Annotated in this window: 15 protein-coding genes and 1 tRNA gene; 10 read left to right on the forward strand and 6 right to left on the reverse strand. The window is 34.2% G+C overall.

Annotated features, from left to right (window positions below):
- Positions 1 to 157 precede the first annotated feature (157 nt).
- Complete coding sequence (locus ABN217_RS03305) at positions 158 to 640, reverse strand: MarR family winged helix-turn-helix transcriptional regulator (protein ID WP_072068074.1); 483 nt, start codon at positions 638 to 640, stop codon at positions 158 to 160.
- A gap of 97 nt (positions 641 to 737) precedes the next feature.
- Between ABN217_RS03305 and ABN217_RS03310 the strand changes: the two genes are divergently transcribed.
- Together ABN217_RS03310 and ABN217_RS03315 are read left to right on the forward strand one after the other, a co-directional pair.
- On the forward strand, positions 738 to 1,613 hold the full coding sequence (locus ABN217_RS03310) for an EamA family transporter (RefSeq protein ID WP_349459058.1): 876 nt from the start codon (positions 738 to 740) through the stop codon (positions 1,611 to 1,613).
- A gap of 69 nt (positions 1,614 to 1,682) precedes the next feature.
- Positions 1,683 to 2,138 carry a YaiI/YqxD family protein gene (locus tag ABN217_RS03315; RefSeq protein ID WP_072068072.1) on the forward strand — a complete coding sequence of 152 codons (456 nt, stop codon included), beginning with the start codon at positions 1,683 to 1,685 and terminating at the stop codon, positions 2,136 to 2,138.
- 100 nt (positions 2,139 to 2,238) lie between these two features.
- Here the strand turns inward: ABN217_RS03315 and ABN217_RS03320 are convergent, their stop codons facing one another.
- Entirely contained in the window at positions 2,239 to 3,480 is a 1,242-nt protein-coding gene (locus tag ABN217_RS03320; RefSeq protein ID WP_340896497.1) for a TerD family protein, read from the reverse strand.
- A gap of 173 nt (positions 3,481 to 3,653) precedes the next feature.
- Between ABN217_RS03320 and ABN217_RS03325 the strand changes: the two genes are divergently transcribed.
- Both ABN217_RS03325 and ABN217_RS03330 read left to right on the forward strand, forming a co-directional pair.
- Positions 3,654 to 5,054 carry an amidohydrolase gene (locus tag ABN217_RS03325; RefSeq protein WP_340896495.1) on the forward strand — a complete coding sequence of 467 codons (1,401 nt, stop codon included), beginning with the start codon at positions 3,654 to 3,656 and terminating at the stop codon, positions 5,052 to 5,054.
- A 352-nt stretch (positions 5,055 to 5,406) separates the two neighbouring features.
- The gene (locus ABN217_RS03330; protein ID WP_349459059.1) at positions 5,407 to 7,053 is read left to right on the forward strand and encodes a mucoidy inhibitor MuiA family protein; all 1,647 of its coding nucleotides are present in this window, start codon (positions 5,407 to 5,409) and stop codon (positions 7,051 to 7,053) included.
- Positions 7,054 to 7,240: 187 nt separating this feature from the next.
- Here ABN217_RS03330 and ABN217_RS03335 read toward each other — a convergent pair whose 3' ends face one another.
- Together ABN217_RS03335 and ABN217_RS03340 are read right to left on the reverse strand one after the other, a co-directional pair.
- Entirely contained in the window at positions 7,241 to 7,678 is a 438-nt protein-coding gene (locus tag ABN217_RS03335; RefSeq protein ID WP_349459060.1) for a GNAT family N-acetyltransferase, read from the reverse strand.
- 253 nt (positions 7,679 to 7,931) lie between these two features.
- Positions 7,932 to 9,308 (reverse strand): hypothetical protein, encoded by a 1,377-nt coding sequence (locus ABN217_RS03340; protein ID WP_349459061.1) that lies wholly within the window; start codon positions 9,306 to 9,308, stop codon positions 7,932 to 7,934.
- A 169-nt stretch (positions 9,309 to 9,477) separates the two neighbouring features.
- On the opposite strand from ABN217_RS03340, the gene ABN217_RS03345 reads away from it, so the two are divergent.
- Together ABN217_RS03345 and ABN217_RS03350 are read left to right on the forward strand one after the other, a co-directional pair.
- Positions 9,478 to 11,037, forward strand: a complete 1,560-nt coding sequence (locus ABN217_RS03345; RefSeq protein WP_196553052.1) for a bifunctional metallophosphatase/5'-nucleotidase — start codon at positions 9,478 to 9,480, stop codon at positions 11,035 to 11,037.
- Positions 11,038 to 11,228: 191 nt separating this feature from the next.
- Positions 11,229 to 11,972 (forward strand): DUF4184 family protein, encoded by a 744-nt coding sequence (locus ABN217_RS03350; RefSeq protein ID WP_349459062.1) that lies wholly within the window; start codon positions 11,229 to 11,231, stop codon positions 11,970 to 11,972.
- 87 nt (positions 11,973 to 12,059) lie between these two features.
- On the opposite strand, the gene mnmH is transcribed toward ABN217_RS03350, so the two are convergent.
- Entirely contained in the window at positions 12,060 to 13,145 is a 1,086-nt protein-coding gene (gene mnmH / locus ABN217_RS03355) for a tRNA 2-selenouridine(34) synthase MnmH (protein WP_349459063.1), read from the reverse strand.
- Between the two features lie 349 nt (positions 13,146 to 13,494).
- Here mnmH and ABN217_RS03360 point away from each other — a divergent pair.
- The 3 genes from ABN217_RS03360 (at position 13,495) to ABN217_RS03370 (ending at position 16,470) form a co-directional block, all read left to right on the forward strand.
- Positions 13,495 to 13,566: transfer RNA gene (locus tag ABN217_RS03360), tRNA-Arg, on the forward strand.
- A gap of 87 nt (positions 13,567 to 13,653) precedes the next feature.
- Positions 13,654 to 15,966 (forward strand): hypothetical protein, encoded by a 2,313-nt coding sequence (locus tag ABN217_RS03365; protein ID WP_349459064.1) that lies wholly within the window; start codon positions 13,654 to 13,656, stop codon positions 15,964 to 15,966.
- A 90-nt stretch (positions 15,967 to 16,056) separates the two neighbouring features.
- Positions 16,057 to 16,470 (forward strand): DUF6122 family protein, encoded by a 414-nt coding sequence (locus ABN217_RS03370; protein ID WP_196553056.1) that lies wholly within the window; start codon positions 16,057 to 16,059, stop codon positions 16,468 to 16,470.
- An 84-nt stretch (positions 16,471 to 16,554) separates the two neighbouring features.
- Here ABN217_RS03370 and ABN217_RS03375 read toward each other — a convergent pair whose 3' ends face one another.
- A complete protein-coding gene (locus tag ABN217_RS03375; protein ID WP_340896484.1) occupies positions 16,555 to 17,031 on the reverse strand; it encodes a hypothetical protein in 477 nt (158 codons plus the stop codon).
- 197 nt (positions 17,032 to 17,228) lie between these two features.
- On the opposite strand from ABN217_RS03375, the gene yegD reads away from it, so the two are divergent.
- Positions 17,229 to 18,581 (forward strand): molecular chaperone, encoded by a 1,353-nt coding sequence (yegD, locus tag ABN217_RS03380; protein WP_197269213.1) that lies wholly within the window; start codon positions 17,229 to 17,231, stop codon positions 18,579 to 18,581.
- Positions 18,582 to 18,657 lie beyond the last annotated feature (76 nt).

Raw genomic sequence — 18,657 nt, forward strand, 5'->3', positions numbered from 1 at the left:
TGTGACTTCATGCACATTAGGTGCCTAAATAAACAAAAATGGCATAAAAAGAAGGGTTTTTAAGCAAACAAAGAAAAGAAGGTAAGTAAGAACACTCAGTTTCTGTACTTACCTTTATTATTAAATATCTTGCAGAAAATAGAATGAGGGCAAAACATTATTCTAGAGAATTAAGAAAAACCTTTAGTAATTCATTTAATGCTTGCTGTTCTTGTTGTGATAAACCCGCAACCAAACGTTTTTGATTGTTAACATGAGCCTCAATAACTTGGTTGATTAATTCTAAACCTTGTGGTGTTAAAGAAACTAAAAAGCTACGGCCATCTTCCGGATTAACTTTACGTATAACCCAGCCTGCTTTTTCTAATTGATCAATGCGATTTGTCATTGTGCCCGATGTAACCATCAATGTTGATAACATTTCACCAGGGGAAAGGGTATAAGGATTTCCTGCTCGTCGTAATGTGGCTAACACATCGAAACTTGATGTATTCAAGCCAAATTGGGAAAAAACTTTCTCCATTTCGCGGGAAAGATGCAAAGTAATATTACCCAATCGGCCAATTAACCCCATAGGGCTAATATCAAGATCGGGTCGCTCACGCTGCCATTGTTCGGTAATTCTATCTATTCTGTCCATGCATTTATCATGTCAATTATTTATCTTGACGTCAAGGTATTATCAATTTATCTTGACCTCAAGATAAATTACAATGGCAAATAACTTGAGTCACTTTATGAACCGATACACAACGCTTTTATTAACCGCTTTAGCTCCTATTGTTTGGGGAAGTACGTATATTGTGACAACCGAAATGTTGCCTGCAAACGTGCCAATGACATTGGCTGCATTACGTGCATTACCTGCTGGTATTTTATTATTAATGATTATGAGACAACTGCCACAAGGGATATGGTGGTTACGCGTGATAATTTTGGGTATTTTAAATTTCTCACTATTTTGGTGGTTATTATTTATTTCGGCTTATCGTTTACCTGGTGGTGTTGCAGCAACTGTAGGGGCGGTTCAGCCTTTAATTGTCTTATTTTTGTCTCATTGGTTATTACAAACACGTTTATCATGGCTTTCTATTTCAGCAGCATTAGGCGGCATATTAGGTGTGGCAATATTGATACTTACGCCTAATGCAACCCTTGATCCTCTCGGAATAATTGCAGGATTAGGTGGTGCTTTATCAATGGCGGCTGGTACTGTATTAAGTCGTCGCTGGCAACCACCAGTTACTCCTTTAATGTTTACCGCATGGCAGTTAACTGCGGGTGGTGCTGTATTATTACCTCTTGCGTTATTATTTGAACCTGCATTACCTTCATTAACGGGTATTAATCTTTTAGGCTTAGCTTATTTAACGTTAATTGGTGGGGCATTAACCTATATTTTCTGGTTTAGAGGATTGGCATTATTAGGGCCAAGCTCTGTGGCATCATTAGGCTTTTTAAGTCCACTTAGTGCTGTTATTTTAGGCTGGGCATTATTAGGACAACAATTAACTGGTTTACAAATTATCGGTATGATTGTGATATTAGTGAGTATTTGGGTTAATCAACAATCAGAAAAACGAGCACGAGCAAAGCTACAATCACTTAGTTAGGATTATTGTGTTATTTTAACCACCTTAACCATGCAATGTTTAATACAGAATAATCAAGAGAGAGTTGTTATGCCTATATGGGTTGATGCTGATGCATGTCCAAAAGTAATCAAAGAAGTGTTATATCGTGCAGCAGATAGAGAAAAAGTGATTATTACTTTTGTTGCTAATCAACGATTAATCGTACCTGCATCACCTTTCTTACGTACATTACAAGTTTCTGCTGGATTTGATGTTGCAGATAACGAAATTGTCCGCCGTACCAATAAAGATGATTTGGTGATCACGGCAGATATCCCATTAGCGGCGGAAGTAATTGAAAAGGGTGCGGTTGCTCTAAATCCTCGAGGTGAACGTTATACTGAAGCAACTATTCGTGAACGCTTAAATATACGTGATTTTATGGATACGATGAGAGCCAGTGGTATTCAAACGGGAGGGCCTGCAAGCCTAAACCAACGCGACCGCCAGCTTTTTGCTAATGAATTAGATAAGTGGCTATTACAGCAAAAAAGACGCACTTAACTTCACAGGTTATTATCTCTTTAAATAAACAAACGGGCATAGATATTATTGCCCGTTTTTCTTAAGATAAACTTTAACTTATTTCTTCTTTATAATGAGATTAGACATAACGCTTTGAGCCTAAAATACTCGGTTTCTTCCCTTTAAAAACATGCGGACCATCCATCGTTAATTTAAGCTCATCACCAATACGTGTTAACCAAGGAGTGGCTTCACTGCCTGCTCTTGATGTTACACCTGAAGGCTTTAACGTAATGCTCTCTTGATCAATTTCAATAATACCAATGACATAGGTATAAATCATATTATTGAAAAAACCTTTTTTGTATTCACAAGAGCACTCAACGATTTGATTACCATATTCCATGCGCATTGTTGGTTTTAATGATGCAACAGAAACGCAACCATTACTAATGGCAGAATAAACACTACAAACTAATGCCACTTTTCCGCCCATTAATTGAGAAATAGCGGGGTTTATTTCAACTGTTTCACAACCGGGCTGATCTTGGCTAACACTGACCACATCACCAGTATGGAAAACAAAAGGATCCGTATTAAAAGCACCACTTTTATCTGGCGCTTGAATAATAGACATTTGACCATTAGGACGCAAAATACCCACACGAAGATCTAAATCATCGTTATCCTTACCATCACCATTATCTATCCACGTTGCACTGACTAAAATGCGCTTAGGTGCATCACTCCCTTTTAGTAAAGAAACACGGTGACTACTATCTGGTTTCGTCAGTTTCACCACGCTTTTTTGTATATTAACTGGTGGTGTCGGTACAGGTGCAATAACGGGGGCGGGCTCCTCAACTTCAATACCATAAAGATCACATAACCCAGCAAGTCCCGACGCGAACCCTTGCCAAACAGCACGCACTTTATTTTGCCCATTTCGAACATACAGTTCTAAAACAATAATGCCCGTTTCTTGCGAAAATTGGCTTGGTGCTAATTCAATAACGTCATTATTTAACAATACTTGCGCTTTTAATTGCGCCACAACAGCAAAACCACCAGCGCTTCCATCTTGCGTCAAGGTAATAGCAATTTTGGTAATATTGGTAGGCAAACGAGATAAGTCAAAATCAATACTATGAATAACCGATGAACCTTGAGTAACTGGTGCAATAAATGACGCGGCACCTGAGGCATGATGAGGGGCATTAAAAAAAACCATGTCATCATCATGGACGACTTTGCCTGACTCAGTGACTAAAAAAGCAGTCAAATTAATATCAAGGTTATTGCCTACTGCATGAGAGACTCTAACTTGTCCTTTATTTTCACTTAGTGATGTATTTTCACCAGGTTGCAACGTTTTACTCATTAAAACTGCTCCTTGATTGATAAGACCAACTGCAAGAAATTGAGATGAAAGAAGTGATAATAACTTCAATTAATTATTTATTCGGTGATCTCTTTCACTTTCATTAGATATCAAAACCCAATGAATTTATTTATAATCTTAGGGAAATTTTTCCATCAAGACGAGAGGTAATGATGTCATTTTCTAAATCTATGCTTGCTTTGGCTGTAATGGCGGTCTCTTTTTCCAGTTACGCTACAAAACAGGCTGATTTGATGATAGTTGACGGTACTGTTCTAACTATGGATCAGCAAAATAAAATTATTGAACAGGGTACTGTTGTCGTAAAAGAAAATAAAATTATTGCCGTTGGAGGCCCTGAGCTTTCCAAAGAATACCAAGCGAATAAAGTTCTAGATGTTGATGGTGATATTGTTATGCCTGGGTTGATTAATACTCATACTCACGGTTCAATGACAGTATTTCGTTCATTAGCGGATGATGTTCCAGATAGGCTTCACCGCTATATTTTCCCGCTTGAAAGCAAAATGGTTTCTCGTGAAATGGTCAGAGTAGGCGCTGATCTTGCAAATATCGAGATGGTAAAAGGTGGTGTAACAACTTATGTTGATATGTATTATTTCGAAGATGAAGTTGCTAAAACCGTTGATAAAATGGGAAATCGTGCTGTATTAGGAGAATCTGTTATTAATTTCCCTGTTGCAGATGCGAAAACACCAGAAGAAGGCATTCAATATGCGGTAAATTTTATTAAAGAATATAAAGATCACCCTCGTATTACCCCTGCTTTTGCACCTCACGCACCTTATACAAACACCACGGAAAATCTTCAGAAAATTGCCAAATTATCCATTGAGCTAGATGTGCCAGTAATGATCCATTTAGCTGAAACAGACCGTGAACAAGAAGAAATCGCCAAACGCACAGGTGGCAAAAGTCCTGTTCAATATATGGCCGATATTGGGGCGTTAAATAACAAAGTTATTGCGGCGCACGCGATTATGGTTGATGAAAAAGATATTGATTTACTGAAAAAATATGATGTTGGCGTTGCTCATAATATCAGTGCTAATACAAAATCAGCGAAAGGGGTTGCACCTGTCGTCGCAATGCTAGAAAAGGGTGTTCGTGTCGGTTTAGGGACTGATGGTCCAATGTCGAGTAATACACTAACAACCATGAATGAACTGAATCTTGTAGGTAAAATTCATAAATTAGAAAATAAAGATCGTGCTGCAATGCCACCTTTAACGGTTGTAGAGCTGGCGACTATGGGTTCAGCAAAAGTCTTGCATATGGAAGATAAATTGGGCTCATTAGAATCAGGTAAACTTGCTGATATCATAGTTGTTGATACAAAATCACCTAATATGGTGCCTATGTATAGCCCATATGCCGCATTAGTGTATGGTGCAAATGGCAGTAATGTCCGCCATACCATTGTAGATGGCAAAATTTTAATGGAAGATCGTCAACTATTAACGGTTGATGAGAAAGCGATTATTAAAGAAGCACAAGATTTCTCTAATAAAGTACGTAAAACTGTTATCGATAGTGGCGAAGTGGTTAAATAAAAATCGATATCAAACATCTTTATCCTAGGCAGTTTGCTTTTAAACTGCCTTTTTATTTTTATCATTAAAATATTTCTCTTATTTTTATCCAAACAGGACTAATTAAGATAAAGTAACGACTAAATCTTTCACCATTACTAAGATAATCTTGATTATTTATAATGATTATTCTGTCTAATACTGTAACACTCTGTTTTATCTTGATCCTTATATTCTAATGTCACTTCCTCTTTAAGTTTATTCTGTTATCTAAATTATTAGAGATGCAATACTATCTCAATATACTTATGCAATAGTGCATCCCTATTTAGTATTCTGACAACACTGCTCATCAACTATGGATAGAATAAAAATGATGATTAAACCTAATAAACTCACTCTTTCACTTTTTACATTATCGATTATTGGTGCATCTAACGCGTTGGCTAATGAACCTAACTCAGCAGAGCTAACTAAAACGCTTTATCAAGATGTAACACTTAATCAAGCCACTATTTTCTTACGAGGCGCAGAGCTTGAAAATAGTACGACGCTCAATTTGTCAGCAGGACAAAATGAAGTCATTTTATCAAATGTTGCGGATAATCTTGATCCCAAAAGCCTATCAATTAGCATTGATAATGACGATGTGATTATTAACACCATTAACGTTAAAAAAATTCCTATTGCTCCTAGTTACCCTCCTGAAATTGCAGTATTGATGAAAAAACAGAAAGACATTAATAAGCAAATTGAAGAATTAAACATCAATATTAATGTAGGTGATGAACAAATTGCTTTACTAAAAGACCAATCATTTTTTGGCTCTGGTGAAACGCAGACATTAGAGCATTCATCACAGAAGTTTGATTTTATTAGCCAAAAAATGACATCTATTTTAAATCAGCAAAAAACAGCGCGTGAAGAAATAGCTAAACTGACTGAGCAATTAGAAGAATTAACACGTAAATTAGAAATCGATATGCCAATTATTGCGCAAGAGAAAACACAAATTGTTTTATCTTTAGGCACATCAAAAAACCTAACAAGTAAAATGCGTATATCTTATATAACACCAGATGCTGGATGGTCTCCCGCTTATGATATTCGAAGTCAAGGTATGGATAAGCCAATATTACTTACCTATAAAGCAGATGTTATTCAAAATACAGGCCTAAATTGGGATAAAGTAAAGCTGGTTTTAACATCCACTAATCCATCTTTAAATATTACTGCACCCACTTTATCACCATGGTATCTCGCTCTTTATAATGATAATGCTAAATTTAGAAGTAAAAGTATGAGCATGGATATGGCTTCAGCACCTTCCCCCGCAATAATGAGAGAAGAAAGCTATGAAAAACAATTAAATAAAGGCGTAACGCGGTATGTGACAACCAATAATAATGGTATTAATTTAAGCCACGCTATCGCATTACCTTACACCTTAAAAAATAGCACAGAGCCTAATACATTAGTGATTAATCAAAAAGAAGTTGTTGCAGATTATCGCTATTTAACCACACCAAAATTAGCTGAAGAAGTCTATTTACAAGCTGAAGTCAAAGACTGGGAAAATTTAAATTTACTTAATGGCCGTGCTAATATCTACTATATGAATAGTTTTGTAGGTAATAACTATATTAACACTAATGAATTAACAGAATTACTTAATATTCCACTTGGAATAGATAAAAACATCCAAATTAGTCGTATTAATAATGAAAAAATAAGGAAAGAACCCATCTTTATTGGCACCACAATAGAACAAAAAGAAAGCTATACTATTAAAGTAAGAAATACGTATAACACGCCGATTAAAGTGACAATTTACGATCAATTACCACTTAGCCAGGAAAATAATATTAACGTCTCAAACGCTGATTATAAAGATGGCGTACTTGATAAAGATACAGGTGAAATAGAGTGGAATATCACGTTAGGGGAAAAACAAGAAAAATCCTTACCATTAAATTATACGCTTTCTTACCCTAAAAACAGACAAATTATCGGGCTATAATTACGACCTTTAGGTTGATAAAAAATAGAAGAGGGTGCAATTGCACCTTTTTCTATTTTAAAGAGATCAATTCTATATTATAAAAAATCACTTATCATCTTTTTTAAAATTAAATAAAATTTAATCGAGTATTGGTTCACTAATTGAAATTCATTATTCCAATAACCTATGATCATTATATTTCTTTTCATACTCTTATGACTGCCAACATATCATCACCATCTTTATCCAGACCTATCTCTTCAAAACCAAAAGAACTATAAAAATTTTTAGCTACTGGATTTAATGGGTTGTAACAAATTTCGATTTCATTGATTTGCTTATCTTGCTTAATTTCACTTAAAGCAATATGTAGTGCTTCTCGGCCTAATCCTTTATTTTGATGTACTTTATCTATCATAAAACGCCAGATAGCAATTTTATACGAATTTTCTTTCACCCACATAAAAAAACCAACAGATTTATCTGATAAATAAATTCCTCTGACAATATAGTTTTCATTATAAGCCGCTTCGACTAAAGACCACATATTAGAAGCAATATAATCTTCTTGATATTCTTCTACTTCAAGTAAACTAATTTCTTCATAATTATCTGAAGTTATAGGTTTTAAACTGATGTCCATTATATTCTCTTTTTAAATCACTAATTCACATATCAATATAAGTTCACCACTTATTATCATGGCTAAAATTTAAGAAAGATTAAGAGAAGATTTAGATAGCACTATAAGTCACATTACTTTATCTATTCCAAATATTGAAATAAAAAAATAACAATAGACAAGGATTAAAGTAGGAAATCATTATTAAAAATAAATAGATAAATTTTAGATGTGAAAATGCTTTGTTAAACACTTTTAATAAGGCGTCTTTATTTTAAGCAAATAGCGCTTCCAATGTTATCATTTCTTTTCTTAATCCTATTTTTTGTGCGGGCGTTTCGTTTTCATTGATAAGACAATAATTATAATAAAAGCTATAAATAGACAATAATAAACTTACTGTACTAGGCGATAATTTTCTTAAAAATACATCCGGAAACTTCTCTTTAAATGATTGAATAAACAAATGACTATAATCAAGAGAAGGAGCTATTTTAGTATAAAAGTTAATATCATCTGTTTTATTTAACCCTAAATTACATAGATAAAAAAGCTCTTGATTATCTTGAGATATAAACTCATACCATTTATTATTCCACCAACCCAATGTATAACTCCCTTTATAAGAAAAGTCAGTTGTTAAACGAGTTCCTTTTGAAACCACATAATAAAGGTTAGATTCTTTTCGCTTTATTTCTTTTCCATAGGCCACCATACACCCACCACGTATAAAACTATCATGATAAATAAAATGGTATTGGATAGTTATTGGTAGAATAAATTTTAATTTAAGAAAATGAAAGTGTGATAAAACAACGGGTTCAATAATATGTTCAGAACAAATTTTTTCTGTATATTGAATTTGTCCAAAACTTTTTCTATTATTTATTTGTTCATATCGCATAATAATATTATCAAGTAATATACCTTGCGTATTATCTAGCACCTCTTTTTTTGTATTGTTATGATATTGGCTGTCAGGACTCACGACAGCCTTACTCCAATTAACACTAGACAGAAAAACATAACCTGTATTAGAACAACAGGTTACAATCCCAAATAGCTCATTTGAAAAACCTTTTTTTGTATTATTTCGGCAATTCAAAGTAAATACATTTGTTTGTAAACTATAGATTTTGTTTCTATTCAAAGATTGTTCATATTTTCGTGTTTTTATTTCTAGCAATTGTTCAATTTTAGCTAATTTCCGATAAAACAGAGCGGGGGTAATATTTAAATTATTGATAATATAAGTTGGTGTTTGTGTTTGTAAAATAAGGAGGTCTATTATTTTATTATAAAGATGTTTTAAATCTATATTATTTTTAAGAGAGAAAACAGCATTACACTTTTTGCATTGATAACGTACTGTTCTTTTTGCGGTTTTTCCATAAAATATTTTCTCTGATGAATCACAATTTGGACAGTATTCATTGATATTTAAATTAAAAAAATCAATATAAGGATTTAATAATGTTTTTATATCTTCATTATTGATTAATACACTGCTACCACCACAACCATTACAATAAACAGCGGGAAAGCCCAATTTAAAAGAAGGGATGATATAAACATCTTCTATTACGTCAGCAAAATGTTCACAACTCTCTGTTTTGCATATATTAACATTGATTTCGTTTGTTATTTTCATCAGTTCTTATCATAAAAAACCAACACGAAACGATAATAACATAATTCAATCGGGTATATTGCTAACTTACTGTGATAGTTATCATACTTTTAATAACTCAGCTGTTATTAACTAGATATCGAACATCAACAACGTTATTTCAGTATTCTCATTATTACAGGATATTATTATGCATAAGCCTATTTTTATATTGCCTCTTTTAATTGGCACGTTATTAGGGAATTCTTCAGTTTTTGCTCAAGAAATTACCATTTATCACACTAACGATTTGCACGCGAATGCCGTTCCTTTTAAAGCTCCTTACGTTAGCCAAGATAGATTAGTTGGCGGTTTTGCCAATATTGCAACCATCGTTAAAGAGGCAAAAAAAGATAATCAAGGCGTCTTATTTTTTGATGCTGGTGATTATTTTACAGGACCTTATTTAAGCACCTTAACACAAGGTGAAGCCATTATTGATATCATGAATGAAATGTCTTTTGATGCTGCCTCCGTGGGAAATCATGAATTCGACCATGGTGTTGAAAATATGGTTACACAGCTTAATAAAGCGAAGTTCCCCGTACTTTTAGGTAATATTTTCTATGAAAATAATGGGAAAGCTGTTTGGGATAAACCGTATATTATAGTAGAAAAAGAAGGCGTTAAGTTTGGTGTAATAGGACTACACGGTAAATTTGCTTTCTATGATACTGTCAATAAAGATAAAAGAGAGGGTGTAGAAGCGAGAGACGAAGTTGAATACCTTAATAAATATCTTAATGAACTAAAAGGGAAAGTTGATATAACTGTATTACTGGTTCATGAAGGTGTTCCTGCAAGACAATCTAGCTTTGGCTCAGCAGATGTCACCCGTATGCTACAAAAAGATATTGAATTAGCACAGCAAGTAAAAGGGTTGGATATTTTAATTACTGGACATGCTCATGTGGGTACACCAGAACCTATTAAAGTAAATGATACGTTGATTGTTTCTACGGATGCTTATGGCATTAATGTGGGAAAATTAGTTTTAGATATCAATGATAAAACTAAAAAAATTGATAGCTATAAGGGCGAGTTAGTTAATATCTTTGCCGATGAACATAAACCTGATCCAGATACACAGAAAAAAATAGAAGCATGGACTAAAAAATTAGATGAAATTGCACAACAAAAAATTGGTAACGCCCATAATGAACTAACGCGCTCTTATGGTGGATCTTCTGAAATTGGTAATTTAATTACCGATGCTTTTTTAGTCACAGATAATCGAGCTCAAATTGCTTTTGTTAATAGTGGTGGTATTCGTAACGAGATCCATAAAGGAGATATTACGATCGGGGATATTATTAGTATGTTCCCATTCCCTGATGATTTAACTTACATGGAATTAAGTGGTAAAGATTTACGGGATTTAATGAATCACTCTGCAAATTTAACTAATGGTGTATTGCAGGCTTCTAGTGGTTTTGAAATGCAATATGATAGCTCTAAACCTGTTAACGAGCGTGTTGTTTCTGTTTCTATTAATGGAAAACAAGTTGAAGATAATGCTTACTATCCCATTATTGCTAATTCCTTCTTAGCAAGAGGCGGTGATGGTTTCACTGCCTTTACTCATGGCCAAAATACTAAAGATATTCCTAATACCAGTGCAGCAACGGCCGTTATTGAATATATTAAGCAAAAAGCCACTATCAACATGCCTAGAGAAGAACGAATTGTTGATATCTCCACAAAAAAGTAGTGTATAAATAACCAATAACCCATCATATAACGCCATTAATATTCTCACTATTTATGGCGTTTTTTGCATTAATTAATAAGAAGGTTTTTTATTAATCCAGCAGATCGCTGTGATATCAGATAAAACTTAACTCATCTGCTGATATACTCATGCTTATTTTGTTATTCACTTTGTTTTGTTGAGATATTCCTATGCCGTGGACTTTTTCACATCCTTCCATTGTTTTCCCGATAAAACAGTCCAGAATAGGCAAATATCTTAATTTACCTGCATTAATTGTGGGAAGCACTTCACCTGATTTACTCTATTCTTTTGGTTTATATCAATCAGCAACAACGGCTCATGATTTATTAGGCTGGTTTTATACTGCATTTCCTTTTTGTATCTTTGTTTTTATCTTAAATTACTTATTCAGAAATCCATTAAAATGTGTATCGCCCATACCTTTATATGATCCTCTAAAATTCAATATTCGAGCATTATGTCTATTTGTTTTATCCCTGTATATTGGTGCAGTAACACATATTGTATGGGATTCATTTACCCATGAAACAGGAACTGCAGTCAGATTTTTTTCTGTATTACAGGCTCAATTATTACAAGGAATGACAGACAGCCAAGAGATTGCTATTTATAAATTATTACAACATTTAGGCTCGGCGATAGGAGTACTTTATTTGTGTTGGAAATACATTCAATATCAGCGTAAACAAAACTATCTAACACAAAAAGAAAACCGTATTAAATTATATCGCTTAGTTGGGATCGGCTTTCTGTCTGGCTTGTGTGCTTTACCTTTAGCTTTGCAATTCTCAAATAAAGGACAGGGGATCAACATTAATCGATTTATTTTCTTAGAACTATCTTTAGCTGTGCCTTTTTTCTTTGGTTTAATGATAATCTTAGGGTTATGGTTATATCGAACTAAAACTTGACCAAATAAACTAAAAAAGCCCCGTAATATAAATTTATGGAGCTTTTCTTAGGTGTCCGTATTTAATACAGAAAATCTTAGCTATTTATTAGTTTTTAAACCACTGCATGACTTCTTCATAACTTCCTTGGTAAATAATTTTATCTACCTTTTTGCTTAATTGATAACGATACATAGGATCGTAATACTCTTTCAGCAAAGGAGTTAACCAAGTAAAGTGAACTTCAGTATTGGCTTCTTTTTTTTGTATTTCTAACGCGTTATCAAGTAATTGTGTTAATTCCGCAGCTCGTTGAGATCCCAATCGACGGCGGATAGCGAATAAACCATGATGTAAATAATCACTATAAGCTTGCCAGCCTTTATCTTCGCCATATGCCTCTAGAAAATCATGAGTCATACGATCAAAATACTCTGCTTTTAGACGCTCAATGCGTCGCTCTAAGGGATCATCAACAACAACGATTGATGCCTCAGCCATTTTTGCTCGCAAACATTCAGGTAATCCATTAGCTCCAATAGCACGGCCTTCATCTTCGAGTACCCATCTCGTATATTTTTGTGATTTTTTCAACATTTCAACACCAAGATGGTTTTCAAATGTAGCTTGAGAGAATTGATCTTCAACAGTACGGCCAAAAGAAGAACCTCGATGATGAGCAATACCTTCAAGATCAATACCTTCAGGTAATGAACGCACTAATGTCGTTTTTCCATTGCCAGTACATCCACCAATAAGGATAATAGGGCGCTGAACGAACTCATTGGTCATTTCAATAACAGCCTGTCTTAATGCCTTATATCCCCCTTCAATTAATGGGAAATCTATACCTGTGTCTTTAAGCCATTGCTGCACGATATGAGAACGCATCCCACCACGAGCACAGCAGATATAACCATTGGGAAATTGCTCACAGGCTTCACGCCAAGCTGCAATTCTCTTATCACGGATTTCACCACTAACCAATTGATGTCCTAAATCGACCGCTTTTTGTGAGCCTTGTTGTTTATAACAAGTTCCCACAGCCGCGCGCTCTTCATCATTCATTAAAGGCAAATTAATCGCATTAGGGATCGAACCTTGATTAAATTCAATAGGTGCACGCACATCAATAATAGGTGTGTTAGTAGCAAGAATATGTCGAATATTTTGAGCAGAAAACGCTGATTCCATAATAAAAATTGTTATATCTAGTCTGGCTGAAAGATTGACTACTATACTCTTAAGAACATGTGATGACACGCTCTGATCGTATGTTTTTATTAAATTATAGTGTGTTATTTCTAACCGAATAATTTTTTATAGAACAAAAAAATACATCACTGTCAGTAAATCCCGTGGCATATTCTTAAATTTTCACAGCAGCATTTTACCACTGCTTAATATTTCTATCTTCCGGTATCACTGACGTTAATTTAACTAATAGGGGTAATAATTTTTGCTTAAAATCATCCATAAAGATGTAAATAATAGGTATAATTTAGATGATATTTTTTGTTTATCACTTATAATCACAACGTATTCCAGAATAGCTCAGTGGTAGAGCATTTGGCTTCGGACCGAAAGGGCGCAGGTTCAACTCCTGCTTCTGGATCCCTCATTAATAATAATTTCTATTGCTTAATCCCTTTCAAAGCAATCAAAAACCACCTTAAATACCTCTCTTTATTTGGTGAATATCATGGCTGATAAACAAAACCTATTACCCGTTGGACTTTCTTATGCACAATCGCAATTGGCTAAAGTGTTAAGCCAACCCGAGATAAATAACAATAAAGTTCAACAATGGGAAGCTGTCTTACACCAGATACTACAAGGGCAAGCCACTTATGGCAGTCGAACACCATTCGAAAACACACCTGCATGGATCACCCTTGAGGTTATAACAGGCGGATTCGCCACTGGTAATTGGTTGGCTGGGGGAGAAATAACATCTGAAGAGCAATACTTATTAGATAAACTGCAAATAAAAACCTCACCTGAAAATCAGCGATTAGCGTTAAATAGCTACTATTTAACTGATGAAGGAATGAATGTTCTTAATAAATGTTTAGATAATGAAAACTATCTTATTACGGTTCCTGAAGAGAGTGTTTTACTCACTGTTGCATGGTTGATCAGAAATAAAGCACAATCTTACGCAAGAGACTTGCTTGATATTATTTCGCCTTGGTTTTCAACATTAAGATTTTACCCTCGCATTGTCGAACAGCCTGTTATTTCAAGTAGTACAGTAAGAGTGCAAGATCTCGATATAACAATTTACGACCTTAAAAGAATAAAACCAAATAAACGAGTATTAGCACAAAAAGAAGCAGTGACTATTTGGCATCCTTTTAAAATTAAAATGGTAGCGTTACTTTCAGAAATTATTGATAAGTCATCGAGTAATACAATTACATCGTTATGGAGGCAATCGGCAAAAGATCTTATTGCTGAATATTCCAAATTACGTAAACAATATTTTCTTTGCAATAAACCTGTAAAAAATAAAGGTGACTTTGCAAAATTACGTATTGCTATTGAGCAGTTATCCTTTGAGAAGAATGAGTTAGATCTTCATCAAGCACAACATATTCGTATTTTATTACAACGTCATATCGAGAAGTATGGTGAACCAAACTCAGAGAAAAGCGATAAAATACAAAAAATAAAGCAAGGTGATGTACAAGCGCCATTACATTACACATTAAGTCGAGTCATTTTAAACCGACTTGATTGCTTAGATATTAATAATGGTTTTGATAATAAAGAAATCGCCACAGAGGCAATTTCTGAAAGTGAAGCAAATAAATTTAACTTAACACAAGGTTATCCTATTCCAAATATCATTACGTATAAAACAATGCGTAGTTTTAATACCACAGCAAGCCAGCTTGTCGAACAAAAATTAATTACTTCTTCAGAAGCGTTAAGTCATATTATTCCTCAAATTACAGCGGGTTTACGTGCCAATAGTCTATTAGATATTCCATTACGCCATCTTTACGAAAAAAACTATCGAGCATTTAAACAACGTCGCTCTTTGTTGTTATTAGATTTACAACATCAAGTACAACTAGAAGAGCTACCGTGGGTTACGATTATTGACAAGTTTCGTACAAAACAAATTTCCAATAAAACTATCTTTACGGAAGTATTAAATGAGTTTCTATTATTAAACTTTCGTTATTTTCCACAAACGCAGCTACCTAATCCTTTATTACAAGAATTAAATTCACTGACATCTGAAATAGATCCAAGCATTAAATGGAGTGAAGAACTTGCCGCAGATATCTTTATGGGAATGTTCAGTAAGAAGATCGCGAATATATTGGTAAAAAATGCTGATTCAATTTTACCTTACAGCCTGTACTCACAATATTATAAAGTTGATTATTTACTGTTGAAGCATGAATTACTCACCGCTTTATCGTCAGTAAATACACAAGGGAGCGACCCTTATGCGACATCTCGCGTGATTTTAAAATGGTGTGAGGATAGAACAAATGAAAAATTTGGCTCTTATTCGCCAGCAATAAATGGGGAATTACTTGAACAATCCTACATATTAACAACCCATAATCTTAGTACTATTTTTAATGTGCTTGGCCTTGCTGACAAATTAAAACCATTCTTGCTTGATATGTGTAAACAATGTGTACAAGTCATCAATCGCTATTTACAGGCTCCTTATCGTGGTTATCATGCATCATTAATCATAATAAAAAATGCATCTTATGCATGGCGACAATGTGTTTTTTACCTCTCGTATTTATCACAAGAAGAACTACAACAATTTGTCTTATGGGCAGAGAATTATATTGATACCCAATCTCAATATTTCAAAACACTATTTATGCCAATTTGGAATGGGCTAATGAGCGTAATAAATACGCCAAATGACTATAATTATGATGATAAAACATCACATCTTATTTTTTATGGTTGGTCTAAAAAACATTGGATGATGAAGACTATTTTAAAAGCCAATGGTGAAGAAATTTGCGAATAAACTTGAGAAATTAAAGAGGCAAATAGACTGAACGGTTCTTTTGCCTGTTTACTCTGTATAACATTATCTATGATTAGTTTAGAGGCTTAAGTGATATTTGAGATTTTTAGAACACTTTTACATTACAGCTTACATTTTTTAGCGCCTATTCTATTAGGCTATCTTTTCTGGCGTAAGAATTGGAAGATAGCCTCACTGCTTATGATTGGAACAATGGCTATTGATATTGACCATTTGTTAGCAACCCCTATTTTTGATCCCAATCGTTGTAGCGTGGGTTTTCATCCATTACACACGGTTTGGGCCGCTTTGGTTTATTTTGGTATATGGTTTTTACCCTCATGGAAATTAAAAGCGATTGCAATAGGATGTTTATTTCATTTATTTACCGACTCGGTTGACTGCTATTTAGGTGGATTAAAACCCAATCTAACAATAACGATGAATTGTGATAAAAATTATTTTATCTCCGATTTCAGTAATAACTTTATTAGTCAAAAATAGAAAAGGGATAAATCTCCCTTTGTTTTTGTTACTTAGCAATTCGGTGTTAATAGCGACTACCAACGCAACATTAAAAGAAAGAGATCATAATAAACGGTTATCATCACCGAAAAAGTCACTGGCTAACCACTGCGTTACGGTTTTAGCATTAACTTGATTCGATTGTAGTTTTTCAATCGCAAAATATTCAGGGAATGAAGCATCTGATTCATTATACTCTTTTTCGAGTTGTTCTAATTTAGAGAGTGCGTTTTCATAGTTATCAAAAATAGCTTCAATATCTCGATAAATCTGACCAAAACCTTCACTAAAACGTGAAATAACATAATAAAAATCTGAAAGAGGGATATCACAACTAAAACTGCTTAATTTCACTTCTTCAACTTCGATCCATCTGTCTTTTTCAGTGAGTACTTTAACTTGATTTTCTTCGTTTTGATTATCTTTAATGAAAGCCATTTTTGCTTTTTCAGCAATATCTCTATTGTCAAAAGCCCCTAAAATAAAATCAGGACCTTCATAATCAGATATACCTATAATGCATAAATAAATTATCTTCATATTTTTTATACCTTCTCGTAAAAATCTCTAATTGTTTTATAACCATCTTAATTTTATTAAAAATATTATAAGCCACTCATACAGTAAATCACTTGTCTCATTGACGCTCTTTTTGACTTTATAATCTGGTGGTAATTGCAAAAATCTTGATGTAGAGTGCTCAGTCTTTTTTTAATGAAGTCTATTGGGGAGGCTGAATGTTTATAGGCTTTGATTACGGAACATCGAATTGTTCTGTTGCAATCATGAAAGAAGGAAAACCGACTCTTTTACCTTTAGAAGGTAATGATGTCTATATTCCATCGACCCTTTGTGCGCCAACCCGTGAATCTGTTTCTGAGCACTTATTTCGCCATTTAAACATAAAACCTTCCAGTGAAATTGGCGAACAATTACTAAGAAAGTCGATTGCGTTTAATCGAGAAGAAGATATTGAATTAGTACCTGAAGATATTCTTTTCGGACAATCTGCACTAAGTTTATATCTACGTGATCCGCGCGATGTCTATTACGTTAAATCACCTAAATCTTTTTTAGGGGCTTCGGGCCTACATGATATACAAATTAGCTTCTTTGAAGATTTAGTATGCGCCATGATGGCGAATATTAAACACCAAGCAGAAAAAAGCACACAAGAAGCAATTACAGATACCGTTATTGGTAAACCAATTAACTTTAATGGGTTAGGTGGTGAAACTTCAAATAAACAAGCTGAAAGTATTCTTATCCGCGCGGCTAAAAGAGCTGGCTTTAAGAATATTATGTTTGAATTTGAGCCTGTGGCAGCTGGGCTTGAATATGAATCTACCTTAAATAAAGACCAAACAGTACTAGTTGTTGATATTGGCGGTGGTACAACAGATTGTTCATTAATTCAGATGGGGCCAAGTTATCAAGGTAAAACTGATCGTTCAAACACCTTGCTTGCCCATAGTGGACAACGTGTTGGTGGTAATGATCTTGATATTTATCTTGCTTTTAAACAACTTATGCCTTTATTCGGTATGACAGGATTAACTTCTTCTGGTATTAAATTACCGCTGAAACAATTCTGGGATCCTATTGCGATTAATAATGTCGAAGCGCAAAAAGATTTTTATTCTCGTCAAAATTTAGCTGCATTAAGTCAGCTTAGACGAGATGCGAAAGAACCTGAAAAAATAGCTCGCCTAATCGAAGTGTATAATGAAACACTGGGTTATAGCATTGTTCGACGTGCTGAAGAGGCTAAAATTGCCTTATCAGATTCTCCTGAATATATTGCTAATATCGCCTTGTTAAGTGAAACATTAGAATGCACCATTGAACGTGAACAAATGGTGGAGTCGATAGAATCCCCTAAAAGTAAAATGATTGAATTAGTTAATGATGCAGTTCAACAAGGGGGAATAAAACCGGACGCTATCTTTATGACAGGTGGTTCAGCGCGTTCACCGATTTTATGCCAAGCAATAGAACAACAATTACCTAATATCCCTATTGTGAAAGGGAATGATTTTGGATCGGTTACCGCAGGATTAGCCCGTTGGGGTGAGGTCTGCTTTAAATAACTTACTTTTTCAAGATATTAAAGCGCTTTACATTTAATCGGTGTATTGATTAGATGTGGAGCGCTTTTATTTATAA

Origin of the sequence: Proteus sp. fly-1067 (assembly GCF_040139345.1) — a bacterium.
Lineage (GTDB): Bacteria > Pseudomonadota > Gammaproteobacteria > Enterobacterales > Enterobacteriaceae > Proteus > Proteus vulgaris_B.